The sequence below is a fragment of the Pseudoalteromonas sp. XI10 genome, assembly GCF_001469895.1.
GTDB lineage: Bacteria > Pseudomonadota > Gammaproteobacteria > Enterobacterales > Alteromonadaceae > Pseudoalteromonas.
In genome coordinates this window covers 1-25,679 of the sequence record NZ_LOPY01000023.1, presented here as the reverse complement: position 1 = coordinate 25,679, position 25,679 = coordinate 1, and the positions used below count along the sequence as shown (strand labels likewise).

At 41.4% G+C, this 25,679-nt stretch carries 27 protein-coding genes; 20 read left to right on the top strand and 7 right to left on the bottom strand.

Features of this window, described 5'->3' with window-relative positions; translation table 11 throughout:
• Window positions 1-1,097: 1,097 nt before the first annotated feature.
• The 3 genes from AUR67_RS06205 to hslR form a co-directional block, all read right to left on the bottom strand.
• Window positions 1,098-2,636, bottom strand: coding sequence for a phosphoenolpyruvate carboxykinase (locus AUR67_RS06205; RefSeq protein WP_055199452.1), 1,539 nt, complete (start codon window positions 2,634-2,636; stop codon window positions 1,098-1,100).
• Between the two features lie 277 nt (window positions 2,637-2,913).
• Window positions 2,914-3,759, bottom strand: a complete 846-nt coding sequence (gene hslO / locus AUR67_RS06200; RefSeq protein WP_058584593.1) for an Hsp33 family molecular chaperone HslO — start codon at window positions 3,757-3,759, stop codon at window positions 2,914-2,916.
• A 12-nt stretch (window positions 3,760-3,771) separates the two neighbouring features.
• Window positions 3,772-4,194, bottom strand: coding sequence for a ribosome-associated heat shock protein Hsp15 (hslR, locus tag AUR67_RS06195; protein WP_370316790.1), 423 nt, complete (start codon window positions 4,192-4,194; stop codon window positions 3,772-3,774).
• A 206-nt stretch (window positions 4,195-4,400) separates the two neighbouring features.
• Here hslR and gspC point away from each other — a divergent pair, with 206 nt between their 5' ends.
• The 13 genes from gspC to AUR67_RS06130 all read left to right on the top strand — a co-directional run bounded on the left by gspC (window position 4,401) and on the right by AUR67_RS06130 (window position 16,470).
• The gene (gene gspC / locus AUR67_RS06190; RefSeq protein ID WP_058584592.1) at window positions 4,401-5,342 is read left to right on the top strand and encodes a type II secretion system protein GspC; all 942 of its coding nucleotides are present in this window, start codon (window positions 4,401-4,403) and stop codon (window positions 5,340-5,342) included.
• Window positions 5,343-5,364: 22 nt separating this feature from the next.
• On the top strand, window positions 5,365-7,428 hold the full coding sequence (gene gspD, locus AUR67_RS06185) for a type II secretion system secretin GspD (protein ID WP_058584591.1): 2,064 nt from the start codon (window positions 5,365-5,367) through the stop codon (window positions 7,426-7,428).
• The gene (gene gspE / locus AUR67_RS06180) at window positions 7,421-8,986 is read left to right on the top strand and encodes a type II secretion system ATPase GspE (RefSeq protein ID WP_058584590.1); all 1,566 of its coding nucleotides are present in this window, start codon (window positions 7,421-7,423) and stop codon (window positions 8,984-8,986) included. The genes gspD and gspE overlap by 8 nt, the downstream gene beginning before the upstream one ends.
• Window positions 8,987-8,988: 2 nt before the next feature.
• A complete protein-coding gene (gene gspF / locus AUR67_RS06175) occupies window positions 8,989-10,224 on the top strand; it encodes a type II secretion system inner membrane protein GspF (protein ID WP_058584589.1) in 1,236 nt (411 codons plus the stop codon).
• Between the two features lie 78 nt (window positions 10,225-10,302).
• Window positions 10,303-10,722, top strand: coding sequence for a type II secretion system major pseudopilin GspG (gene gspG, locus AUR67_RS06170; RefSeq protein ID WP_054564052.1), 420 nt, complete (start codon window positions 10,303-10,305; stop codon window positions 10,720-10,722).
• Between the two features lie 55 nt (window positions 10,723-10,777).
• Window positions 10,778-11,377, top strand: a complete 600-nt coding sequence (locus AUR67_RS06165) for a prepilin-type N-terminal cleavage/methylation domain-containing protein (RefSeq protein WP_058584588.1) — start codon at window positions 10,778-10,780, stop codon at window positions 11,375-11,377.
• The gene (gene gspI, locus AUR67_RS06160) at window positions 11,377-11,751 is read left to right on the top strand and encodes a type II secretion system minor pseudopilin GspI (protein WP_054564054.1); all 375 of its coding nucleotides are present in this window, start codon (window positions 11,377-11,379) and stop codon (window positions 11,749-11,751) included. Before AUR67_RS06165 ends, gspI begins: the two co-directional genes overlap by 1 nt.
• Entirely contained in the window at window positions 11,751-12,398 is a 648-nt protein-coding gene (gene gspJ, locus AUR67_RS06155; RefSeq protein WP_055022236.1) for a type II secretion system minor pseudopilin GspJ, read from the top strand. Before gspI ends, gspJ begins: the two co-directional genes overlap by 1 nt.
• 2 nt (window positions 12,399-12,400) lie before the next feature.
• Entirely contained in the window at window positions 12,401-13,396 is a 996-nt protein-coding gene (gspK, locus tag AUR67_RS06150; RefSeq protein WP_054564056.1) for a type II secretion system minor pseudopilin GspK, read from the top strand.
• Window positions 13,393-14,604 (top strand): type II secretion system protein GspL, encoded by a 1,212-nt coding sequence (gene gspL / locus AUR67_RS06145; RefSeq protein WP_058584587.1) that lies wholly within the window; start codon window positions 13,393-13,395, stop codon window positions 14,602-14,604. The genes gspK and gspL overlap by 4 nt, the downstream gene beginning before the upstream one ends.
• Window positions 14,601-15,074: a type II secretion system protein GspM gene (gene gspM / locus AUR67_RS06140; RefSeq protein WP_058584586.1), complete on the top strand. Its 474-nt coding sequence runs from the start codon at window positions 14,601-14,603 to the stop codon at window positions 15,072-15,074. Before gspL ends, gspM begins: the two co-directional genes overlap by 4 nt.
• A gap of 3 nt (window positions 15,075-15,077) precedes the next feature.
• Window positions 15,078-15,836 carry a type II secretion system protein N gene (locus AUR67_RS06135; protein ID WP_058584585.1) on the top strand — a complete coding sequence of 253 codons (759 nt, stop codon included), beginning with the start codon at window positions 15,078-15,080 and terminating at the stop codon, window positions 15,834-15,836.
• A 19-nt stretch (window positions 15,837-15,855) separates the two neighbouring features.
• Window positions 15,856-16,470, top strand: a complete 615-nt coding sequence (locus tag AUR67_RS06130; protein ID WP_058584584.1) for a YecA family protein — start codon at window positions 15,856-15,858, stop codon at window positions 16,468-16,470.
• On the opposite strand, the gene AUR67_RS06125 is transcribed toward AUR67_RS06130, so the two are convergent.
• Together AUR67_RS06125 and AUR67_RS06120 are read right to left on the bottom strand one after the other, a co-directional pair.
• Complete coding sequence (locus AUR67_RS06125; RefSeq protein WP_054564061.1) at window positions 16,467-16,670, bottom strand: hypothetical protein; 204 nt, start codon at window positions 16,668-16,670, stop codon at window positions 16,467-16,469. The two genes, AUR67_RS06130 and AUR67_RS06125, sit on opposite strands and share 4 nt — an antisense overlap.
• On the bottom strand, window positions 16,670-17,029 hold the full coding sequence (locus tag AUR67_RS06120) for a hypothetical protein (protein WP_054564062.1): 360 nt from the start codon (window positions 17,027-17,029) through the stop codon (window positions 16,670-16,672). Before AUR67_RS06120 ends, AUR67_RS06125 begins: the two co-directional genes overlap by 1 nt.
• 277 nt (window positions 17,030-17,306) lie before the next feature.
• On the opposite strand from AUR67_RS06120, the gene ccoG reads away from it, so the two are divergent.
• The 5 genes from ccoG (at window position 17,307) to AUR67_RS06095 (ending at window position 21,601) form a co-directional block, all read left to right on the top strand.
• A complete protein-coding gene (gene ccoG, locus AUR67_RS06115) occupies window positions 17,307-18,737 on the top strand; it encodes a cytochrome c oxidase accessory protein CcoG (RefSeq protein WP_058584583.1) in 1,431 nt (476 codons plus the stop codon).
• A 65-nt stretch (window positions 18,738-18,802) separates the two neighbouring features.
• Window positions 18,803-19,777 (top strand): serine/threonine protein kinase, encoded by a 975-nt coding sequence (locus AUR67_RS06110; protein ID WP_058584582.1) that lies wholly within the window; start codon window positions 18,803-18,805, stop codon window positions 19,775-19,777.
• A gap of 30 nt (window positions 19,778-19,807) precedes the next feature.
• Window positions 19,808-20,431, top strand: a complete 624-nt coding sequence (locus tag AUR67_RS06105) for a thiol:disulfide interchange protein DsbA/DsbL (protein WP_058584581.1) — start codon at window positions 19,808-19,810, stop codon at window positions 20,429-20,431.
• Window positions 20,432-20,448: 17 nt separating this feature from the next.
• Window positions 20,449-21,087, top strand: a complete 639-nt coding sequence (locus AUR67_RS06100; protein ID WP_058584580.1) for a thiol:disulfide interchange protein DsbA/DsbL — start codon at window positions 20,449-20,451, stop codon at window positions 21,085-21,087.
• Between the two features lie 61 nt (window positions 21,088-21,148).
• Window positions 21,149-21,601, top strand: coding sequence for a DUF523 domain-containing protein (locus AUR67_RS06095; RefSeq protein ID WP_058584579.1), 453 nt, complete (start codon window positions 21,149-21,151; stop codon window positions 21,599-21,601).
• Window positions 21,602-21,603: 2 nt separating this feature from the next.
• Here the strand turns inward: AUR67_RS06095 and trmA are convergent, their stop codons facing one another.
• Entirely contained in the window at window positions 21,604-22,701 is a 1,098-nt protein-coding gene (gene trmA, locus AUR67_RS06090; RefSeq protein ID WP_058584578.1) for a tRNA (uridine(54)-C5)-methyltransferase TrmA, read from the bottom strand.
• 164 nt (window positions 22,702-22,865) lie between these two features.
• On the opposite strand from trmA, the gene AUR67_RS06085 reads away from it, so the two are divergent.
• Entirely contained in the window at window positions 22,866-23,984 is a 1,119-nt protein-coding gene (locus tag AUR67_RS06085) for a DUF5610 domain-containing protein (RefSeq protein ID WP_054554859.1), read from the top strand.
• 66 nt (window positions 23,985-24,050) lie between these two features.
• On the top strand, window positions 24,051-24,845 hold the full coding sequence (murI, locus tag AUR67_RS06080; RefSeq protein ID WP_058584577.1) for a glutamate racemase: 795 nt from the start codon (window positions 24,051-24,053) through the stop codon (window positions 24,843-24,845).
• Here the strand turns inward: murI and AUR67_RS06075 are convergent.
• Window positions 24,808-25,287, bottom strand: coding sequence for an RNA recognition motif domain-containing protein (locus tag AUR67_RS06075; RefSeq protein WP_054564068.1), 480 nt, complete (start codon window positions 25,285-25,287; stop codon window positions 24,808-24,810). The genes murI and AUR67_RS06075 overlap by 38 nt on opposite strands.
• Window positions 25,288-25,679 lie beyond the last annotated feature (392 nt).

The following is a 25,679-nucleotide window of genomic DNA, read 5'->3' as shown; positions in this document are numbered from 1 at the left end:
GTGTAGCAGCTGCTATGTGAAAGTAGGTCATCGCCAGGCTCCAAATTAAAGAAAGCCCGATTCGAAAGAGTCGGGCTTTTTTGCGTTTGGAGCTGTTAGGCAGGTAGGTTGGGTAGAGCGGAGCGAAACCCAACATAAGTTAGCGAGCTGCAAGTTAGCGAGGGTAAAGTTGAACTGTTTGGTTGTTTAGTACAGTGTCACCCTCAGCAGTCACCCTGCTCACTTTTCGTGTAGGTTGGGTAGAGCGAAGCGAAACCCAACACGAGTTAGCGAGTTGCTAGTTAGCAAGGGTAAAGTTGAACTCTGGGGTTGTTTAGTACAGAGACTCCCTCAGCACTCCCTGTTCATTCTCCAGGTAGGTTGGGTAGAGCGAAGCGAAACCCAACATGAGTTAGCGAGTTGCAAGTTAACAAGGGTAAAGTTGAACTCTGGGGTTGTTTAGTACAGAGTCACCCTCAGCAGTCACCCTGTTCATTCTCCAGGTAGGTTGGGTAGAGCGTAGCGAAACCCAACACGAGTTAGCGAGTTGCTAGTTAGCAAGGGTAAAGTTGAGCTGTGGGGTTGTTTAGTACAGAATCATTCTAAGCTCACCCTGTTCATCCTCCAGGTAGGTTGGGTAGAGCGGAGCGAAACCCAACATGAGTTAGCGAGTTGCTAGTTAGCAAGAGTAAAGTTGAACTGTGGGGTTGTTTAGTAAAGTGTCACCCTCAGCAACAAACCCCGTAGGAGGCACTTCAGAGCCGAATCTAGACCATAACAAACACATTCATGGATAAAGCCATTCCTACAAGTACACTTTGCCTAGAGCCTAGAGCCTAGAGCCTAGAGCCTAGAGCCTAGAGCCTAGAGCCTAGAGCCTAGAGCCTCCGGCAGAGGGACACGCAGCACCAAAAACCCACACCGCGCGGTTGATCGCTGACGGCTGAAAGCTGATAGCTCTGTGTTGGGTTTCGCTCCGCTCTACCCAACCTACGGCAGATTTCCAAGCTTTACTCTTGCAACTTTCCCCTCGCTAACTTTACTCTTCCTAACTCATACCCCAAAAACAAAAACGCCAGCATATAGCTGGCGTTTTTAATCTGAGGGTAAGCTTAATATTAAGCTTTTGGACCTGCTGATTTGATTGCTTCTGAAACATCGTATTTAGCGAAGTTTTCAGTGAAGTCAGAAGCTAGTTTGTTCGCGTATTCTGCGTACTTCTCTTTATCTTCCCATGTGTTGATTGGGTTAAGAAGTTGGCTGTCTACACCAGGAACTGCAACTGGTACATCTAGGTTTAGAACGTCGATGTGTTGAGTTTCAACATCTGCCAGTTTACCTGATACGATTGCATCAACTACAGCACGTGTAGTCGGGATATCGAAGCGTTGACCAGTACCGTAAGGGCCACCTGTCCAACCTGTGTTAACTAGGTATACTTTAGCGCCGAATTCACGTACACGCTTCATTAGAAGCTCTGCATAAACGCCAGCAGGACGTGGGAAGAACGGTGCACCGAAACATGTTGAGAATGTAGACTCGATGTCGCTTGTTGAACCAATTTCAGTTGAACCTACTTTTGCTGTGTAACCGCTTAAGAAGTGGTACGCTGCAGCTTCTTCAGTTAGTACTGAAACTGGTGGTAAAACACCACTCACGTCACATGTTAAAAACACAACGGCTTTTGGCTCACCAGCACGGTTTTCTACTTTACGTTTTTCAACGTGCTCTAGTGGATAAGCTGCGCGGCTATTTTGTGTCAGGCTTGTATCATGGAAATCTGGAACACGGTTTTCGTCAAGTACCACGTTTTCTAAGATTGTACCGAAGCGAATTGCATTCCAAATAACTGGTTCGTTCTTTTGTGAAAGATCGATACATTTAGCGTAACAACCGCCTTCGATATTAAATACGCTACCAGGTGCCCAACCGTGCTCGTCATCACCAATAAGGAAACGAGTAGGATCTGCAGATAATGTTGTTTTACCTGTACCAGATAGACCGAAGAATAACGCAGTGTCGCCTGCTTCACCTACGTTTGCAGAGCAGTGCATTGGTAATACACCTTTTGCAGGAAGTAGGAAGTTTTGTACAGAGAACATTGATTTCTTCATTTCGCCTGCGTAGCGCATACCAGCTAGTAGTACTTTACGTTGTGCGAAGTTGATGATTACAGTGCCGTCACTGTTAGTGCCATCACGCTCTGGGTCACATACAAATGAAGGTACATTCATTACCTGCCACTCAGGAAAGTCAGCAGTATTGTATGTTTGAGGTTCGATAAACATGTTTTTGGCAAAAATATGATGCCATGCAGTTTCTGTTGTAACTACAACTGGTAAATAGTGCTCAGGATCAGCGCCAACTTCTAGGTGAGAGATGAAGTGGTCGTTGCTTTTCACGTGTTCTTCTACACGAGCCCATAGCGCATCAAACTTGTCTGCATCGAATGGGCGGTTTACGTTGCCCCATTGGATTTCGTTTTCAGTGCTTGGCTCTTGAACAATAAAACGATCTTTTGGAGAGCGGCCAGTGCGTACACCGGTTTTAGCAACAAAAGCACCATTAGCGGCTAGAGTCCCTTCGCCACGACGAATAGCGTGTTCGACAAGTTCAGCTGCTGTAAGATCAACAAAACTAGTAGCGTTTGCAGTCATGTTTATACCTAAATTGTGAGAGATTGAACGGGATAGCTCTGGGGTTCTTAGTTTTCCCTTTTGCTAAAATAATAGTAACAGAAGGATTAGGGATATTCGAGTGTCTGAAGGGCTTAAAAAGGCATATATTTGGCAAAAAACATGAATAATTTCAATGATACCGGTGTCATAAAATGGCGCTTTTTCATGACACCGGTATCATTAGTTTTGATATTTTTTTTAATAAAAAAGCCGCACTGATGGCGGCTTTTAATATAATAATATTTATTATGGTGTATTAATTAAATATGGCTTTAATATCTTGCTCGTTAAAGATGTAATCTTTTAAGCAATAATGACAGCTAATTTTTACTTCACCATTTGCTTGCACGTCGGCAAGTAATTCGTCTTGACCTACATTTACTAATGCAGCAATTGTTTTGTCTCTGCTACAGCCACAACGGAAGCTAATAGACTGTGGTTCGAATAACTGAGGGTTATCTTCATGGTAAAGTCGAGTCAGAACAGTATTGGCATCTAAACCTAGCAACTCTTCATCTTTAATCGTGTTACTGATCGCTTCAAGATGAGTGAAGTCTTCAACAGATTTATCTTTATTTACAGGTAATACTTGCAAGAATAAGCCTGCAGCTTTGGCTGTGTCTGCTGTTACTTCAGTCGCAAACCAAAGACGTGTTTTTAACTGTTCCGATTGCTCAAAATAGTTTTCAAGGCATTTATCTAAGCTATCGTGCTCTAACGGTACAATACCTTGGTATCGCTCACCTTTAGTTGGCGTAATTGTAATAACCATATAGCCATTACCAATTAAGTCTTTTATTGAGCTACCGGTTACTTCACCTTGTAGACGTGCGATGCCTCGCATGTTTTGTTTATCGTCACCATTAATTACCGCATATTTAACAGGGCCGTCGCCTTGAAGTTGAACGGCAATTTCGCCTTCAAACTTTAAAGTAGCTGTTAATAAGCAGGTAGCAACAAGTAGTTCACCTAATAAGGTTTGCACAGGTGCTGGGTAATTATGGTTTGCGATCATCTCTTGATAAGTGTTTTCAATTTGTACGAGTTCGCCACGTACATCGAGCTGATCAAATATATAACGATGAAGTAAATCTTGTTGCATGAGTTGCATTACCTAACTTGATTTCATTTTTAACAGTTCACGTCTTTGCTTCTTATCTGGTTTACGATCAGGATGTGGAGCAAAGAAGCTGTTATTCTTTCGGGCGATAGCATTTGCTTCGCGTTTCTCAATACTAGCTTGAGTTTCTTGATATAAGGTTTGTGCAATGGGGGCACCTTGACGTTTTTCAAGGATCTTTTCGATTGTCACAACCTTTTCGTCGACCCCTTGTAGCAGTTTTACCACTGCACCTACTTCGACAATTTTGCTGGGCTTGGTACGTTGTCCATTATAATGTACTTTGCCGCCTTGCACCATGTCTCGTGCTATTGAGCGGGTTTTATAAAAGCGAGCAGCCCATAACCATTTATCAAGGCGCACGCTTAATTCGTCTTGTTTGTCTTGCGACTTTTGAGTGTTACCTTTTGACACAATTGTGCTCTTTTAAAGCTGCTTATATATAGGCAAAATTTACCATGAAACTTAATCACAAAGAAATAGTCATAGTTATTCCTTGCAGCCCCTGTTTGTCGAAATTACCTTGTTTACAAAGTTTAATATACGTGCGCTTGTTGAATGAAAAATGAAAAGGTACTATAGGCCAGCTATCAAGCAGTAAATTAAAATAAGAAATAGAGTTTATGGATCAACACTTACAACAAGTTAAACAGTTTTTAAACGGCTTACCTCATGCCAAGCTAAGTGCATTTGTAGTGCTGTTAGTTGTTGTTTACATTGCTTTTTTGTCATCTAAGCTGTTTTGGCTTGTGTGGCCAGAACCCGATACAAGAGCACTGCCAGTAACCGGTGTTAACAGCATGGCTAAACGAGTTGAGACAGTCAGCTCTCGCCAAATTATTGAACAAAATCTATTCGGCAAAGTTGTTGTCGAAACTAAAAAACCTGCCGCGAAACAAAATCAAGTCATTAACAATGCCCCTGAAACACGTCTAAGTATTAACCTAACTGGTATTGTTGCGGTCAGCCAAAATGATCAAGCGGGTCTTGCTATTATTGAATCTCAAGGCAAGCAAGAAACCTATGTTGTCGATGATGCAATTAAAGGCACTCGTGCCAAGCTTGCTCAAGTATTACCTGACCGAGTAATTTTAGATGTAAGCGGTCGTTTTGAAACCTTAATGCTGGATGGCCTCGACTTTACCAAAAAAGTGTCTATGCCTGTATTGGCAGCACGTAAAGAGTCAGAGTTAAAAGCTGGTCCTCAGCTTATCGATAATAATGAAATAAATGCGACAGAAGATGAAGAAGTAAAAGAAGCTCTTATCGAAACGCGTGAAGAAGTATTGGATGATCCCGGTAAACTATTTGATTACATTCGCGTCTCTCAAGCGATGGTTAATGGTGAGTTAGTGGGTTATCGCTTAAGCCCAGGTAAAGATCCTGCTTTATTCAAGCAGATGGGACTAATGAACAATGATTTAGCTATTGCGATTAATGGCTATCAATTAAATGATTTAAAACAGGCAATGTCAGCAATAAACGAATTACGAAATAGTACTGACGCAAGTATCACTATCGAACGCGATGGTGAGCAAATTGATGTGCAATTTAGCCTGCAATAACTAGCTTTGGAGTTTTTATAGAATGGTTCACGCGCTACACCTCTCAAAAATCAAAAAAGGGTTAGCTAAATATACAGCGCTTTTTTTATTAACAGGATTATCGCTTTCAGTATCTGCTGTTGAGTATGCGGCTAACTTTAAAGGCACAGATATTAATGAGTTTATTAATATCGTAGGTAAAAACTTAAATAAAACCGTCATTATTGATCAGAATGTGCGCGGTAAAGTCAATGTGCGCAGTTACGAGCTAATGGACGAAAAGCTTTATTATCAGTTTTTCTTAAACGTACTTGAGGTTTATGGTTATTCAGCTGTTGAAATGGATAACGGTATAATCAAAATTGAAAAAAGTTCTGATGCTAAAAAATCTAATGTACCGCTGATCACAGATGATAACCAAGCCAGTGGTGATATGATGGTGACACGTGTTGTACGTGTTAAAAATGTAAGCGTACAAGAGCTTGGCCCTCTAGTTCGTCAATTTAGCGACCAAAAAGATGGCGGCCACGTTGCTAACTTCAATGCAGCAAACGTGATGATGTTGACCGGTCATGCCGCGTCAGTTAACCGTTTAGTTGAAATCATTCGTTCGGTTGACCAAGCCGGTGATAAGCGTGTTGATATCGTAAAACTTAAATTTGCAACCGCTGACGATGTAGTGTCGGTTGTTGAGAATATTTACAAAGATGGTGGCAAAGGGAGTGTTCCTGAGTTTTTAATCCCTAAAGTTGTTGCTGATGGTCGTACTAACAGTGTGATTGTCAGTGGTGAAGCACAAGCGCGTACACGTGCTGTTGAATTGATTAGCCGTTTAGATGGTGAGCTAGAAAACCAAGGTAATACTAAGGTTATCTATCTTAATTACGCCAAAGCAGAAGACCTTGTAAAAGTATTGCAGGGCGTAAGCAAGACATTAGCAGAAGACGCGCAAGGCGGTGCAACAAAAACTCGCTCACGTAATCAAAACGAAACAAGCATTGAAGCACACCCAGATTCAAACTCACTCGTAATTACTGCACAGCCTGACACCATGCGTTCGCTTGAGCAAGTTATTGAACGTCTTGATGTTCGTCGTGCTCAGGTTTTAGTTGAAGCTATTATCGTTGAGGTGTTAGAAGCCGATGGTATCAACTTAGGCTTACAGTGGATTTCAGAGCAAGGCGGAATGATGCAGTTCAACAATGGCACCACAGTACCTGTTGGTTCGTTAGCTGTTGCTGCTGAACAAGCGCGTGATAAAACGATTGAAGGCACGGTAGTCGGTACTGAAACTGGCACTGTGACAAGTACCTCTGAAACACAAGAAGGTGACTTAACAGCACTTGCTTCACTACTTGGTGGTATCAATGGTCTAGCCATGGGTATTGTTAAAAACGACTGGGGTGCAATTATCCAAGCTGTTTCAACGGACACTAACTCTAATATTCTTGCAACGCCGTCTGTAACGACCATGGATAACGAAGAAGCATCAATGATTGTTGGTCAAGAAGTACCGATTATCACAGGTTCGCAAACAGGCTCAAATAACGCTAACCCATTCCAAACAGTTGAACGTCAAGAAGTGGGTGTGAAACTGAAAGTAACACCACAAATCAATGATGGCTCAGCAGTTCAATTAACGATTGAACAAGAGGTTTCAAGTGTAAGTGGTGCGACTGCGGTTGATATTTCAGTAAACAAACGTGCTATTAAAACCACGGTTATGGCTGATGATGGCGGCATGGTTGTACTTGGCGGCTTGATTGATGAAGACGTGCAAGAAAGTGTTTCTAAAGTACCATTATTAGGTGATATCCCGGTACTTGGTCATTTATTCCGCTCAACCAGCACGAGTAAGCGTAAACGTAATCTAATTGTATTTATTCGTCCTACCATTGTACGCGATGGCATCAGCATGAATAAATTGAGCCACTCGAAATATAACTTTATTCGTGGCGAACAACACAAGCAAAAAGAAGATGGTATTGATTTAATGCCGTTGACGGATGCACCAATTCTTCCTGAATGGAATGATGCCTTGATATTACCGCCAACGTACGAAGAATACCTAAAACAACAAAACGCGAATGAGCGCAACGATGACTAATGCAATTACAGAAATCAATGATGAGCTAGCGTCAGAAGTACCGGCAAGTCATGATGAGCTGCTAACAAGTGATGATCTTGTTAGCTTGCCAACCAAGCGTTTGCCATTCTCGTACGCGCGTCGTACAGGCGTATTATTGAGTAAAGATCAAGATAATTGGACTGTGTATTATCGCGGTGAGTTAGATGTTGATGCTTTACTAGAAGTACGCCGTATTGCGGGTCATGGTTTTTCGCTAGAACAATTACCTGATGACAAATTTGAGCTGTTGCTTGAGGCTTCTTATCAGCGTGACAGCTCTGAAACACAGCAAATGATGGAAGATATCGGCAACGAGGTTGATTTATTCTCGCTTGCAGATGAATTACCGCAAACTGAAGATCTACTAGCTGGTGATGACGATGCGCCAATCATCAAGCTGATCAACGCGATGCTGAGCGAAGCAATTAAAGAAGGTGCTTCAGATATTCATATCGAAACCTTCGAGCAAGAGCTAGTAATTCGCTTTAGGGTTGATGGTGTATTAAAAGAAGTATTAAAGCCGAACCGTAAACTCGCTTCACTGCTAGTGTCGCGTATTAAGGTTATGGCAAAACTAGATATTGCTGAAAAACGTATTCCGCAAGATGGTCGTATTAGTTTACGTATTGCAGGTCGTGCTGTTGATGTGCGTGTATCGACGATGCCATCAAGCTTTGGTGAGCGTGTTGTGCTACGTCTACTTGATAAAAACAACGCGCGCCTAAACCTAGAAGATTTAGGTATGACTGAGCGTAACCGTGAATTGTTTGCTGATTTAATCAGTAAGCCACACGGTATTATCTTAGTAACCGGTCCTACGGGTTCTGGTAAAAGTACCACCTTGTATGCGGGCATGAGCCAAATCAACTCACGAGACCGCAATATTCTTACTGTTGAAGATCCAATCGAGTACGAGATCCCAGGTATTGGTCAAACTCAGGTTAATACCAAGGTAGATATGACCTTTGCTCGAGGCTTACGTGCCATCCTTCGTCAAGACCCTGACGTAGTAATGGTCGGTGAGATCCGTGACCTTGAAACAGCACAAATTGGTGTGCAAGCGTCATTAACCGGTCACTTGGTTATGTCGACACTGCATACTAATACAGCTGCTGGTGCTATCACGCGTATGGAAGACATGGGCGTAGAGCCTTTCTTGCTGTCATCATCGTTACTCGGTGTATTGTCACAACGTCTTGTACGTACTTTATGTAATAGCTGTAAAGAAGGTCACATTGCTGATGAGCGCGAGTGTCAGTTATTAGGTGTCAATCCTGCTGAGCCGCCAACAATTTATCGTGCAGTTGGTTGTGAAGAGTGTAACTTTAATGGTTATCGCGGTCGTACGGGCATTCATGAATTACTCGTTGTAGACGAAACAATTCGTGAAATGATCCACAGCGGTAAAGGCGAACAAAGTGTTGAAAAATACATTCGCAAACATAGTCCAAGTATTCGCCAAGATGGCTGTAATCGCGTACTTGCAGGTCGCACTACCTTAGAAGAAGTCTTGCGTGTAACACGTGAGGAAGGTTAATCATGGCAGCATTTGAATACCGTGCCCTTGATGGCAGAGGTAAAGAGAAAAAAGGCATTCTTGAAGCCGATACGGTAAAGCAAATCCGCCAAACTTTGCGCGATCAAGGTTTAATGCCTTTAGAAGTCGTTGCTGCTGCAGAAGGTGAAAAGCAAGCTACTGGGGCAAAGAGCTCTTTATTTGGTAGCTTCTTTAAACCAAAAATTTCGACTTCAGATTTAGCATTAATCACTCGTCAGCTCGCAACCTTAATCCAGTCAGCATTACCTGTTGAAGGGGCTGTAATGGCGGTGGCTGAGCAGTGTGAAAAGCCGCGTTTAAAGCGCATGCTGATGGCTGTACGTTCAAAGGTTGTTGAAGGTTACACTTTAGCAGATGGCATGAGTGAGTTTCCGCATGTATTTGATGATTTGTATCGTGCCATGGTGGCAGCCGGTGAAAAATCAGGTCACCTAGACCAAGTTTTAAATCGTTTAGCTGATTACACGGAACAACGTCAGCATATGCGTAGTCAAATCACACAGGCGATGGTTTATCCAACCATTCTGGTGGTATTTGCTATTGCGATTGTCTCTGTATTGTTAGGTACTGTGGTACCAAAAATCTTGAAGACCTTCGAAAAATCAAAACAAGTATTACCCTGGACTACCGAATGGGTAATGGCCGCCAGTAATTTTGTGCAAAACTACTGGTTTATTAGTTTAGTCATTATAACTGTGTTAGCTGTGGCCATTAAGCAAGCGCTTAAGCAGCCGCATATTCGTTACTGGTATGACAAAAAAGTGCTTCATTTACCGGGCATTGGTAAGGTAGCACGCGGTGTTAATACGGCGCGTTTTGCTCGAACTTTAAGTATTTTATCGTCAAGCTCAGTGCCGCTACTTGAAGGAATGCGTATCTCAGGTGGTGTACTGGCTAACGAAAAAATGAAAAAGTCGGTGCAAGATGCTGCAACACGCGTGAGTGAAGGGGCGAGTCTTCGTGCTTCACTTCAGCAAACCAAACTTTTCCCACCCATGATGCTACACATGATAGCCAGTGGTGAAAAATCAGGTGAACTTGAGCAAATGCTTGAGCGTGCTGCAAATAACCAAGATCGTGAGTTTGAGAGCATGGTAAACGTGTCTCTGAAACTATTAGAGCCTGCGATGATTGCTTCAATGGCGGTAATTGTATTGTTTATTGTTATGGCAATACTACAGCCGATTATGGCAATGAATAAGGCTGTAGGTCTTTAAATTAGGGAACACTAGAGCAATTAGCAGCTAACACTGCCGCTCTATAATAAATTTTTGAAGAAAGTTAGAGGTATTTTTGTGAACAAACAGTCAGGTTTCTCATTACTAGAAGTCATGGTAGTACTGGTTATCATCGGTATGATCATGTCAATTGTGGCGCCAAATATCATGGGTCAGCAAGAAGAAGCTGCAATCGATAAAGCACACTTAGATATTCAACAAATTGAAGATGCGTTAAGCCTATACAAGCTTAAAAACAAAGCGTATCCAACCACAGAGCAAGGCTTAGAAGCGTTAGTAAATAAAACAAGCATTGAGCCAATTCCAAGACGTTTTCCTGATGGCGGTTTCCTTGAGAAATTACCAGAAGATCCATGGGGTAACCCTTACCAACTAATCAGCCCAGGAGAAGTCGGTAAAATTGATATTTTTTCAATGGGTCCTGATGGTGAAGCAGGTACTGATGATGACATCGGTAACTGGGATGAAGAAAAGTAATAATGCCTAAATTCAGCCAACTGAACAAAGCTTATACACATCAAGGCTTACTATTATGGTAAGCCTTGGTCGTTTGCGTTTGGCTGGCCGTGTTAAGCACGCGAAAGGGTTTAGCCTCATCGAAATATTAATGGTGCTCGTGGTGATTGGTTTTGTCACCAAGATGGTTGCCTACAGTTTTGATGGTGGTGCTGAAGAAGAACTCGAAAAACAAGCGCTCAGATTACATACTACGATTAATATGGCGTCTGAGTTTGCGATTTTAAATCAGGTTGAGCTGGGTTTTCATCTTGACCAAGATACATTTGAATTTTTAGTTTTTGACGGTGATAAGTGGGTTACTTTTGACCGTGAAAAATTGTTTGCCCCAATTAAGGTTGATGAACGCTTTAAGCTCACTCTTAACCTTGATGATTTAGCCTGGGCACAAGATAACTTATTAGAGCAGTCAAACTGGCGTGAATTAATGAGCGGTGGTGACGAAGACAGCCTACTTGAGCTACAAAAGCTCAAAATACCGCAGGTACTTATTTTATCTTCTGGCGAAGTCAGTGCGTTTCAATTGGTTTACGAGCTTAAAGAAGAGCGTGAACCGCAATATTTTATCGAAGGCGAATTTATGGCCCCGGTAAAGTTTCGTATGGAGCCTGAATAATGAATAAGTCAGCAGGTTTTACCTTACTTGAAGTGATGGTCGCACTGGCTATTTGTGCAATGGCCGGTATTGCCGCAATGCAGGCAACCGGTGAGCATATTAATCATCTGTCGTCGATTGAAGAGCAAACTTATGCTTCTTGGGTTGCTGAGAACGTAATGGTTGAGCAACGTGCCAAAGGCGATAAATGGACAGGCAAAAATGGCGTTAAAGGTACTGAAACGCTCGCTGGTTTTGAGTGGTATTGGCGTCAGGACGTGGTTCCCACTGCTGATAAAACCTTTGTAAAGGTCACCATTAATGTGTTCGCCGATGAAAAACTTGAATACCCAGTGTATGAGCTTTCTACTTATTTGAATAAAGGTGATAAGTAGTGAAGCAACGCGGTTTTACCTTACTTGAAGTGATAGTCGCCATGGGCATCTTAGCCTTTGTGGTGTTATCGACCCATCAAATACTGGATTCGACAACCAAAGCAAAAGAAGCCTCAGACGAGACAATTGCTGAGTTAAATGGCTTTCAAACCTTATTTCGTTTGATGGACCAAGATTTTAGTCAAATGACTAAGCGTCAGGTGCGAAACGAAGCTGGTGATTTTCAAGACACGTATGTGTTAGCTGGTCGTTATGTTCTTGATAGCCAATACGATGGCATTGGCTTTGTTCGTGATGGTTGGGTTAACCCAATTAACTTACTGCCGCGTTCTGAACTGCAAGCGGTTGGTTACCGCGTCATAGATGACAAGCTTGAGCGAGTGTATCGGGTGTATGTTGATCAACTAGATAACATGGAACCGCGTTCACAAGTCATTTTAGAAGACATTGAAGACCTTAAATTTGAATTTTTAGATGACAAAGATGAGTGGCAAGAACAGTGGCAAATTAAAGCACTGCCAAAAGCGGTGGCAGTCACTATTCAAAAAATAGAACAGGAACCAATTCGTCGCGTGTTTTTAGTGCCAGGTGAAGGCAAAGTCACTGCCCAAGCAAATAATGGTAATAATAACGGAACGGGTGGTTAGCTATGACTACTATTAAACGTTCTAAAGGTGCTGCGCTTGTTATTGTGCTATTTATTGTGGCGCTAGCAGCTATGTTAGCCGTTGAGATGAGTGCTAATTTGATGGTGCAAGTGCAGCGTAGTAGCAATATTCAAAACCATCAACAGGCTAAATGGTATGCCTTTGCAGCTGAAGAGCTGGCAATTAAAGCACTAAAACAAACTAAAAAAGATGATCCTGATAAAACGCATTTAGAGCAAGTCTGGGCACAGCAGGGTGGGGTCCCTTATCCGGTTGATAATGGCACCTTAAGTGGCACAATTACAGACTTACAAGCATGTTTGAATTTAAATGCATTGCATGTAAAGCCCGATCAACAAACGGATCCAAATAATAAAACGAACCCAGCACATAAGGCACTGTTGGCATTATTAGAAAATATTGAAGACTTACCAACTGATGAATCTGAAGAAGCCATGGCCGATAGCGTGTTTGATTGGTTAGACGCTGATAGCATTACCTATCGCTCAGGTGCAGAAGAAGATGAGTACTTATCTCGACAATACCCATATATGACGGCAAATAGTTATTTTGCTTCGACCTCAGAGCTTCGTTTAGTAAAGGGCTTTAACCCACTCGTTATGGAGAAACTTTTACCATTTGTGTGTGTTATTCCAGGTAGTGAGTTATTAGAAATAAATGTTAATACACTACCTGTAGAAAGTGCCATTATATTAAGCTCGCTTATTGATGGCTTAAGTCTTTCAGGGGCTGAAGCGGTATTATCATCACGTCCTCAAGATGGTTATGATGATTTAGAAGCATTTTTTGAAGAGGTTAATCAACAAGGCGCACAAAATGTGAAAGCCGTTGAAGACCTATTCAGTATCAACAGTGAATATTTTAAACTACAAACGCAGGCTGAATTTGCAGAACTGCGTTTTTCGATGACCACCTTACTCCATGCCACTAATGGTACAGTAACGATACTGGCGCGAAAATTTGGAGGCGTACAGTGACAGAGATATTGTTGATCCGTACGGGTCAAACATTAAAAGACAGCCTTAACTGGCTAATTTACTCACCAACAGAACAAGAAATAATTGCTAGCGGCGAAATTGCCAATGCAACACAACTTGGTGAGCTAACAGAAAGAGCACAATCACGGGAAGTGGTTGTACTACTACCAAGTGATCAAGTGCAACTAAAAACGGTCGCATTGCCAACCAAGTGGAGCCGCAAGTTAGAGCAAGCACTTCCTTACATGCTAGAAGAAGAAATAGCCTGTGATGTTGATGACTTATTCATAGCGATTGCAGAGCCAACACTTATTGATGAGAAGCACGCGATAAACATCGCGATGACCGATCGTGAATGGTTTGAGCAATGGCTGGCTGAGTTCAATGAGCATGGCATCGAAGTTTATAAAATACTGCCGGATGCTTTATTGTTACCTGATGTAGATGACAACACTCAGTTACGCGCTATTGAGCTTAATGGTCAGTGGCTATGCAAACACGGTAACTGGCATATTGCCGCTGTAGAGACAAGTTGGCTTGCTGGCTATTTAACAGCATTAGGTAACACTGATGTTGCACACTTTAGCCCTGCAACGGCTTTTCCTGATACAGTTAACCTTAGCGCTCAAACGCAGCAATACGATTTACCTTTAGCCTTATTTGCTAAGCAGTTACCTGAGGTTAATTTTAACCTGCGCCAAGGCGTTTATCAGCTTAAGAAAAAATCAGCGATTTGGTGGGGCTATTGGCAAAAAGCTGCTATTGCAGCAGGTGTAGCGTTAGTTTGTAGTGTCGGTGTTAAATCACTTGAGCTCTATAAGTTAAATATCGAACTTGAAGCAATGAAAGCCGAAGTAGTTGCTAATTATCAGCGTGCATTTCCTAATAAGAAAGTGCGTCCGCAACTAATTCGCAGCCAAATTCGTAATGAACTTGCATTAATCGATGCTGGTAGTACGGCAGGCTTTTTAGATTTGACTAACGATCTGGTTGCGATTTTTAGTGAAGTTAAAGACTTCACACCAGAAACGCTACGCTATGATCAAGGCCGAAACGAATTACGTATTCGTGCTCGAGGTAAAGATTTCCAGTCATTTAGTAAAGTAAAAGCAATTTTAGAACAGCGCGGCTTAACCGTTGATCAGGGCTCGCTAAATAATGATGGTGATTTTGTCGTTGGTGAAATTAAGTTACGAGGTGCGGCATGAAAAATCAAATAATCAATTACTGGCGCTCGTTGAAAGAACAAGAGCAACAACTAGTTATGGTTGCAGGTGTAGTATTTGTTATTTTTGTACTCGTTATGGGAGTCTTTCGTCCACTTAACACGGCTATCGAAAAAGCAGAGCAAGACACTATAAAACAGCAAGAGCTATTAGTTTGGGTTGATGAGAGCATTGCTAAATTAAAAGCAAGCGGTAACGCACGTAATACGAGCAGCCGTAGCTTAAGCCAAATCGTTAATAGCACCCGTAATCGTTATCAAATTATCATTAGTAAAATGCAGCCGAATGACAATTCACTTCGTTTAACAATTGATTCTGTTGAGTTTAATAACCTCGTTGAATGGCTTGATGAACTGGTTAATTCGCACGGCGTACTAATTGAGAATTTAGATTTAAGTAAAGATGACAAATCAGGCTTTGTGCGTGTAAGTCGTTTGGTACTAGAGAAGTAAACGATGAAGAAAGTTATTTTATTAATCACAGTGTTTGTGATTTGTTTTTTGGTGTTTACGCTGGTAAAAACACCCGCTGCCGTTGCACTTGATTTAGCTAAGCCGCATTTACCAAAGCAATTACAATTAGGTAAAGCCAGTGGCACGCTTTGGGACGGCCGCATCATGCAGGTACGTTTTGATGGTGAGCAATTAAATAATGTGCGTTGGCAGTTATCGGGCTGGTCATTGTTCACAGGTAAGTTAGTGGGTACGGTGCGCTTTGGCAATCCTCGTGATAAAGCTGATATTTCTGGCCATGGTGATTTTACATATGGTCTCTTTAACCAAGTCATCACTGTGAAAAAGACTACTTTACGTTTAACGGTTGAACGTGCCATGGAGCGTTTACAGCTCCCTTTACCGATTAGTGCACAAGGCCGCGTAATAGTTGATTTAGACGAGTACAGCTCAGGTCAGCCTTACTGTGAAAGTCTAAGCGGTGAAATTGCGAGCCCTAACATTGATGTTAAAGGAATGAACAACTGGTTTAGCATTGGTCCTCTGAGCGGCCGTCTAAGCTGTAAATCCGGTGATGTAGCAGTACTGGTAGATCCAGAAAACCGTTTGGGGCTTGAAGCTGATGCAGTATTAAAAGCTAATCTAGACTTTAAAGTAGCTGGTTATATTAAACCTGAAGCAAGTTTACCAAAAGAAGTGCATGATGCAGCTAAGTTTCTTGGTCGTCCTGATAGCGAAGGCCGTTATCCGCTTAACTTTTAAATTGGATTAATCGAACAGTATGCAGTTACCTGAGTTTTCAAAGCAGCAAAGCGAGCTTCTAAGTCAGTTTTTAGCGCAGCATCAAGATGCACTTAGCTTGGCGCAAACCCAAGGCTACTTGTTTGCCGTGATTTGTGCACCAGAACCGCTTGATGTTCACCAGTGGTTAGAAGAGGTTGCCCCAGGCTCTGATGGGCAAATGGATGAGCAAGTGCTGTTTGCATTTATGGCCCTATATCAACAGATCAGCGAACAAGTATTCGAAACCGGTTTTACATTACCTGTGAGCCTACAGTTGAGCTCTCAAGGGCAGCAATACTTAGACATTCAAGAATGTCAGCATTGGAGCCAAGGCTTTATGCATGGTGCACAAGGCTACGTTAATAAGCTATTAACTGCACCACAGTTAGCAGATGAGCTTAAAGAAGCGTTGGCTAGTGCACTGCAAAGCTTAGCTTTCTTTACGCTTGAAAGTAGCGATATCGCAGCCCTTGCAACTGATAATGGTTTATCTGAAGGGCAACTATGTCAGCAGCAGTATGAAGTGATGAATGAATTTGCTGCTGGCTTTGCTGAGCTCATTGAGGTCGTTGCTGTAAATAGCCAACTATATAATGATGAGGGCTGGAACTAACCCAGCTCTAATAGGATGTCTGTGCAACCTTTGGCACAGCTTACAACGCCTTTACCTGGCTGATCAGTCTTCAAATTTAAGGTAAGGGCGCCTTTACATACTTCACAGTATAAGGTTTGCCCCTTACCCAGCTTTTTTAACATATTGCGCTGTTTTGCAAACGAGTCGCTGGTTTTTTTGTTTAAAGCTGAAAAGTCCATTACTTGTTTAGCCTTTCTTCAAGTGCGTTCGAGACAATACTGCATACGCGGTTTAAGCGTTCGCCATAAAAATATAAGTTAATATCTTTTTCACGGCAGTAGTGTAAGTGAAAAACTTGTAGTTTATCGTCAGTGGTAAAGGTCTCTTCAATATACTCAAGCTCTGAATTAGATAAATTCAGCTGTGATTTAATATTATTCTTAGCCATATTTGCCGCAGGACTTCGGTTGACTTTACTGGCATCAGAAATAAGGCTTACGCCTTCACCTAGTAACCTTTCTCTTGGCTCTTTGATCAAAGGATGATCAATCGTGAAAAGTGCTAAAATAATAAGCACTAAAATAAGAAATTTTTTCATAGCACAATAATCTTTGATCTAAATAAATACGGTATAGGTGCAAGTTTAATAAAATGGTCGTTTTAAAAGCAAGCAGATAAGTTTAAATAATTAAAACGTCGTATTTTCGATCAATCCCTGAAATTTTCTATAGATTGAGTATAATGCTCTATAGATTTAAAGTTTCAGAAATCTTTGAACGTAATGAGATGTATTCTGATTTGCTTATTGGCACAGAGAATCTCTTACTGCAAACATATGTTTGAGTATTATTTCCTAGTGGCGTTGAGGAATTTTAATGGATAAACAGATTAAGGTTAAAAATATCCCAACGGAAGTAAAAATCCAGAAACCGGAAAACGCTTCCCTCGATGATAGATTTAATCCACGTAACCGTATTTATGTCCGAGCTGTAACAGGTTTGCACCAACTGTTAAGACAACGGATTGGTTTTGTCGGCATGCTTGCATTTATGCTATTACCTTGGATTAATTTCAACGGCCAACAAGCTGTGCTGTTCGATTTGGTAGGGCAAAAGTTTAACATTTTTGGTTTAACGCTCTGGCCACAAGATCTGACTATCCTTGCTTTCATTTTAATGTTGGCAGCGTTTGCGTTGTTCTTGGTGACGACCTTTTATGGTCGGGTCTGGTGTGGTTATACTTGCCCGCAAACCGTTTGGACCTTCATTTTTATTTGGTTTGAAGAAAAGTTTGAAGGCAGTGCAAATCAGCGTAAGAAGCTAGATCAACGCCCAATGGACTTTGATAAATTTTGGCGCAAAAGTGCTAAACACGGCAGCTGGTGGTTATTCTCGCTTTATACTGCATTTACCTTTGTCGGTTACTTTACGCCAATCCGTCAGCTATTGCCTGATCTGTTTACGCTTGATGCAACAGCGTATTCGTATATTTGCTTAGCCGTATTTGCAGTGTGTACCTATGGTAATGCCGGTTGGATGCGTGAGATTATGTGTTTACACATTTGCCCTTATTCTCGCTTTCAGTCAGCTATGTTCGATAAAGATACCTTTACCGTGAGCTATGACGAAGCGCGTGGTGAAAGCCGTGGTCCACGTTCACGTAAGCAAGATCCAAAAGAGCTGGGCTTAGGTGATTGTATCGACTGTAACTTATGTGTACAGGTGTGCCCAACGGGGATCGATATTCGTAACGGCCTACAATATGAGTGCATTAACTGTGGTGCATGTATCGATGCGTGTGATGGGGTGATGGATAAAATGAATTACCCACGCGGACTCATTTCTTACACTACAGAACGTAACTTAGAAACGCCAGACAACAAAACACATGCACTGCGCCCTAAGTTAATTGGCTATTTAGTTATCTTAGTAGTGCTAACAGGGGCGCTAGTAGCAAATATTGCGATGCGCAAACCGATGGAACTCGATATTATTCGTGACCGTAACCAGCTATATCGTGTTGACTTTAATGGTTTAGTTGAAAACACCTATACACTAAAAGTAATTAACAAAGCACAGCATGAGCAAACCTTTAACATTCGTGTTGAAGGACTCGAGAACTTTGAATACATCGGCAAACAAACATTCACAGTACCTTCTGGCGAATCTTATAATGTGCCTCTGTCATTAGTTGTTGATCCTTATGATTTGAAAAAGCCCATGACGAAGTTTGAGTTCGTACTTTCTGTCGATGGTGAGCCAGATGTGCAGATTTCGCAGCCGAGTAACTTCTTTAAGGCGCGATAATTAAGTACACTGAGCAAATGAATAAAAAGCGGGATTTTCCCGCTTTTTTTATATGATGAGGCATTATGAGTAAATTTAGTTTTGTAGACCTTACACCCGATTCAATTTTAGATGCAGTTGAAAGTATCGGTGTTTATGCTGAATCAGGTCTGCTGGCCTTAAATAGCTACGAGAACCGTGTTTATCAATTTAAAGCAGAAGATGGCCATCGTTATGTTGTTAAGTTTTACCGACCAGAGCGTTGGAGTAAGGCGCAAATCTTAGAAGAGCATGCCTTTGCATTTGAGCTTGCCGAGGCCGAAGTGCCGGTTGTTGCGCCTGTTATTATCGAAGGGCAAAGCTTATTTGAACATAATGGTTATTTGTTTACGTTATTCCCAAGTGTGGGCGGGCGCATTTTTGAAGTTGATAATTTAGATCAACTCGATGTACTTGGCCGCTTAATTGGGCGAATGCACCAAGTAGCTAAGGCAAGGCCATTTGAACATAGGCCTGTGATCAGTTGCGAAGAATACCTTCAGACAGCTAAAGTTCAGTTACAAGCAAGTAACTTGGTGCCAATGGCATTAGAGAATGCCTTTTATACTATTTTAGATTTGGTGATTAAAGAAACCACAGAGCAGTATAAAAATGTTGAAACCATCCGCCTGCATGGCGATTGCCATGCCGGTAATATATTGTGGTCTGGTGACGCGTTAATGTTTGTTGATTTAGATGACAGCCGACAAGGGCCTGCTATTCAAGATCTTTGGATGATGCTCAGTGGCGATCGTAACAACCAACTGTTACAGTTAGACACCTTAGTGGCTGCTTATGAAGAATTTTGCGACTTTGATCACAGCCAATTAAAGTTGATTGAACCACTTAGAGCGATGCGAATGGTGCATTACATGGGGTGGTTGGCAAAAAGATGGGATGATCCTGCGTTCCCACGGAACTTTTCATGGTTTGCTGAAGACAAATACTGGGAGCAGCAAATACTAGCGCTAAAAGAACAGCTTGCAGCGCTACAGGAAGCACCATTAAAATTATTACCATAAATTTTTAAAGTTAAGAAAGACGAGAGAACAATGTTTAAAAAATTAAAGTTAAGTCTACTCATTTTATGTTTACCTTTTGCGGCCCTTGCTGCTGATTTTGAAGCAGGCAATCAATACGAAGTATTAAAAGTTAAGAAAAGTGCAACACCTCAAGTAACCGAGTTCTTTTCGTTTTATTGTCCACACTGTTTTCAGTTTGAACCGGTCGCAAAAGCATTAACGGCAAGTCTTCCAGAAGGGACTGAATTTGTAAAAAGCCATGTTAACTTTTTAGGTGGTGTATCTAAGCAAACGCAAAGTAACTTAAGTTATGCTTACTTAATTGCTAAGCAACATGGCAAAGGTGAGCAAGTTGCTGATCAAATTTTTAATAGCATCCACAGACAACGCGCTTTACTTAAAGACATGAAAGATGTGAAAGCACTACTTGCAACTAATGGTATCAGCAACGAAGTGTTTGACGCTGAAATTGCAAGCATGCCAGTGATTAGTGCTGAAAAAGCGATGCAAGATAAGCAGCAAAAATATTCAGATATGGGCGCCCTAACTGGTGTACCAACTTTTATCGTCAATGATAAATATAAAATCAATTTAAACACCATCAAGAGCCAGCAGATGCTTGATGAGTTAGTCGAATTTTTATTAAAACAATAATTTTGGAGTAAGAAGTAATGATCAAGTTAGTAAAAGCTGTATTAATGGCTGCGACGCTAGGTTTAGCGGCAAATGCCACAGCTGCTCAATATGAAGAAGGTAAGCATTATGAAACGATTGATGCACGCGCTTCTAAAAAGCCTGAAGTAAAAGAGTTCTTCTCATTCTACTGCCCACATTGTAATAACTTCGAGCCAGTAGTGAAAGAGCTTAAAACACTTCTTAAAGATGGCGTTAAATTCAAAAAGAGTCATGTTGATTTTTCAGGTCCTCGTGACCCAGAAATTCAGACTATCTTAGCGCAAGGTTATGCGACGGCTAATGTGTTACCACAGAAAGACGCGTTAGTAGCCGCTGTGTTTAATCATATTCACGGTAAGCGTGCTCGTATTAACGAACTAGCGGATATGAAAGACATCTTTGTTTCACAAGGTGTATCGGCTGAAGATTTTGATAAGTACTACAACAGCTTCTCTGTACGTACTATGGCGTCTAAGATGAAACGCGATCAAGAATATTACCAACAAAAAGGTGCTTTAAAAGGCGTTCCAACTTTTATTGTTAATGGTAAATACCGTGTAATCCTAGGTGCGGATTCAGGTATTAGCGATGCGAAGAGCATGGCAGACTTAATTAACTACCTAGCTGATAAATAAGCTTAGTTAGTTGAATTTAATTCAAAGCTCCGTTCGCGGAGCTTTTTTGTTGGTAAAGCAAATGCAAAAACTATTAGTTTCAAGCTGTTTGTTAGGAAATCCTGTTCGTTATGACGGGCAATCGCAAAATTTACTCCATCCTGGTTTAGAAGCCCTTAAACAGCAAGGAAGGCTCGTTGCATTTTGCCCCGAAGTAGCTGGTGGCTTACCTACACCAAGGCCGCCTGCAGAAATCAAAGCGGGTAGAGTACTTACCAAAGATGCGCAAGATGTCACTGTACAGTTTGCTTATGGCGCAGAACAAGCACTTAAGCTTTGCAAAAAGCAGGGCATTCGCTATGCGCTGTTAAAAGAATCAAGCCCTTCATGTGGTCGCAATACTATTTACGATGGTAGTCATTCAGGAAAGAAAATTTCAGGGATGGGATTAACTGCAAAGCTGTTAACCGACAATAATATAGCAGTATACAGCGAGCAGCAGTTGCCAGCGCTATTTGCTGCGCTGGCAGATTGATTTTATTTACGTTGTAAAAACACACCTGATTCGATGTGGTGGGTGTAAGGGAATTGGTCAAAAATCGCAAAACGTTTTACTTCATGGGTTTTGCATAAGTGATCAAGGTCACGTTCTAAGGTATCTGGGTTACACGAGATATAAATAATATTGTCGTAGTTCGCAACGAGATCACAAGTTAGCGTGTCCATGCCAGCACGTGGTGGATCCACTAAAATTGTTTGGCAGTTATAGCTTTTCAGGTCTATGCCATCTAAACGAGAGAAAGTACGTTCGCCTTTCATTGCTTGGGTGAACTCTTCACTCGACATACGAATGATATCTAAGTTCTCAACCTTGTTCTGTGCGATATTGTATTGCGCTGAGTAAACCGATGATTTTGAAATCTCAGTGGCTAATACGCGGTCGAATGAGCCTGCAAGAGCAATCGAAAAGTTACCATTCCCACAATATAACTCCAGTAAGTCATTATTGAGTGGTTGGCAAAGGGCTTGTGCCCACTCTAGCATCTTGATGTTTACTTTAGCATTTGGTTGCGTAAAGCTATTTTCGACTTGTTGATAAATAAGCTCTTTACCGTTTACGTTTAAACGCTCGATAACATAGTCATTACCAATCACTTCTTTTTGCTTACGAGCACGGCCAATAAAATCAATCTTAAACTGTGTGCTCAGTTTTGCTTTAAGCTCTTGAATTGCTTGTAGCCACTGCTCATCTAGTTGTTTGTGATACAACAAGCTAACAAGGATCTCGCCACTTAAGCTTGAAAGGTAATCGATTTGAAACAGCTTACGGCGTAGAACTTCATTGTCTTTTAAGTTTTCGATCATCGCTTGCATCACTTCACCCACTAAAGGTGCTGCAGGGTCAAACTCATCTACGCGGATCTTTTCTTTAGTTTGTTGATCAAACATGATGTGAAACAGGTCTTCACCTTCATGCCAAACACGAAACTCTGCACGTTGGCGGTAATGAATAGGATCAGAGCCGAACACTTCTAATTTTTCGACCCCAAAACGTCGAAACTGTGAGGTGATGCGCTGCTCTTTCTCACTCAATTGTGCATCGTATTGAGTTGTATCAATTTTTATAACCGCCATGGCTGATTACCTTTTATCTCTTAGCTTTATAACGGCGCTATTGTAGGGAGCGCTGAGGATTTGTCTAGTTTTGTTATTTATTTTAGTGTCGTTTTTTTATACAAAAAACTTAAGTTTTGTGGTTTTTGGCCGATAATGAGTTAACCATAACATGGAGTCGGATCATGAAAATTGGCAACCTAGGCTATATGCCTAATACAAATGTGAATAAATACAATGGTAAACAGGCATTGCAGCAGCCTACCATTCAAAATCGTCAAGATAGTTATCAGCAACGCGGTCGTGAACTCGCGGCAAAAGTTCTTGATGATAAACTTGCTGAGGCACTAGGTTTACCTAAAGCCGAGGAGAAAAAAGATAAACCCTTGTTCGACTTTGAAGAGATCGTGAAAAACGTACTCGACTTTGTTGGCGGTGCACTTCGTAAAGCAAAAGCCGATGGTGCTGATGATGAAAAACTCAAAGGCATGCTAGGTGATGCACGTAAAGGTGTGCAAATGGGCATCGACGATGCGTATGATGAGCTTAAAGAGTCAGGTATTCTTAACGATGACATCGAAGAGGGTATCGAAAAGTCTAAAGAAGGTATCTTTAAAGGTATTGATGAATTAGAAGAAGACTTGTTCAATCCTAAACCTAATGCGGTTTCAGTAAGCCAAGCTCAATACATCAGTTTAAGTAATAACGCAGAGTACACTTTCACCACCGCTGAAGGTGATGAAGTCAGTATTAGCTTTGCTGATGCATACGAAAGTAAGTCTGCAAGCAGTTATAGCAAAAATGGCGACAACGAAGCCTTTGTCAGTGAGTCTTCGCAATCACGTGATTTATCATTCTCGATGTCGGTCAATGGTGATTTAAATGAGCAAGAGCAGCAGGCTATCAATGAATTGATGGAAGACTTGCAGAGTGTTAGCGAAACATTCTTCTCTGGCTCATTAGAAGATGCCTTTGAACAAGCTAAAGAGCTGAACTTAGGTAATGAGCAACTAGTCGGCTTTACGATGGATCTGAAACAAACCAAAACAGTAGCAGCGATTAAAGGCTATGAAGAATATAAACCAGCCCCTGAAAAAGAAGTTGCTGAGAAAATAGCGCCATTTAATGACGACTTGAAACAGGCGTTTAATAAAGCGGGCGATATTGGTTTGCAAAATGAACTGGCTGGCATCTTACAATGGTTAAACCAAGATAAAGAAGAAGTCAGTAAGCTGGTGGATTATACCAAAGCAATGTTCGAACAAATGAATAAGCTACGCTCGGCAACAGAAGAAGAGGCTTAGTCCTTTCTTTCTTTTTATAAAGCTGCATGGCAAACTGCTGACCTTTGATGATCCGAGGTAAGCAGTTTGTCAGTTCATATAATGGTGTTTGATTCTGGTATAGGTGGATCAACCGTACTTGAACAGATCCAAGCATTGCTCCCAGATGCTGATTATAGTTATTTTATGGACAATGCTTTATTGCCTTATGGCGCGCAAAGTCAGCAAACGATCATAGCCCGCCTTTTTGCGCTACTACAGTTTATCGAAACAGCAAACTTACACGTTGATATCCTAGTTATTGCGTGTAATACCGCCTCTACATCAGCCTTAGAAACTATTCGCCAGCACACAAATATAGAAGTTGTCGGGGTAGTACCTGCGATAAAACCTGCTTGCGCTATCAGTAACAGCAAACATATTGGTTTGCTAGCAACACCATCAACCATCAAGAGTCGCTATACTGCAAATTTAATTAGTACTCATAGCCAAGACACACAAGTCAGCTTATATGGCTCAACTGAGCTGGTAGAAATTGCAGAAACACTATTTCATACGCAGAAAATCAATAAAGCAAAGCTTGAGAATGTATTGAGTGATTTAGCGATAGCAGAAGATATAGATGTATTGGTACTTGGATGTACACACTTTCCATTACTAGCCAGTGCGATCAGTGACTACTATAAACAACAGATCTTCCTTATTGACTCAGGCAAAGCGATTGCTAAGCGCGTTGAAAGTTTAATTGCTCTACGAGGCTTTACTCTTACTACAGATAAAAAAAAGCCGTTGCACTATTATGCAACGGCTCCTATTGGTCATTCGCAATTAAGCGTTGAGCTTATTACGCTGACTGATCAGATCCCTCACGAAAGCTGTTAGCTTCGTTCTCTTGTTTTTGTTTTGCTTCACGCACTTTTAAAGTACGTTGTTGGAATTCGCTATCATTTAATTGATTGATTGCTTTATCTGCATCAGCTTCAGCCATTTCAACAAAACCAAAGCCACGACGTTTACCTGTATTTTTATCTTTTAATAAACGTACATTGAAAACTTTGCCTTGTTCTTCGAATAAAGCACGAACAACACCTTCATTAGCACGATAAGGTAGGTTGCCAACATAAAGTGTTTTTGTTTTTACTTCGGCCTCCTCACTTGACGCTGATGAAAGTGCTGCAATAACTAAAGCACCAATTAATAAGCCTGCACCAAATAGCAATGCTGGGTCTAAAGCTAAGCTTGCAAGTGCGAACTTAACAACCACAAAACCTAAAACAGCAAGAATAACGGAGAAAAGAAAAGATTTTTGATCGGGTAATTTCATTTTGATCTACCAATAAACAAGAAATAAACATTAATTTAACATTGTGAACTTGCTATCTTAACGAGTTAAATGAACATAGCAATGAAATTTGCATTAAATTATGAATATTGGCTTAAAAAACAGCCATAATAGCGACCGTTTTTGCTGTTTTCGGTAAATTTAGTTCGCTTTTTGAGCGAACAGTAAAAAGATCGAAAAAAAGTGTTGATCTGTTTTTGGATCTCCCTATAATGCGACCCCACTGACACGGCGGGCAGCAACGAAAGACGCTGAACAACGTAGCAGAGAGTCAAGTGAAACTTCAGTTTCAAATAATCGAAAGAAAGTTTGAAATTAAGTGTTGACTCGAAAAATTAAGGATGTATTATACGCATCCCTAGCGACAACGTCGC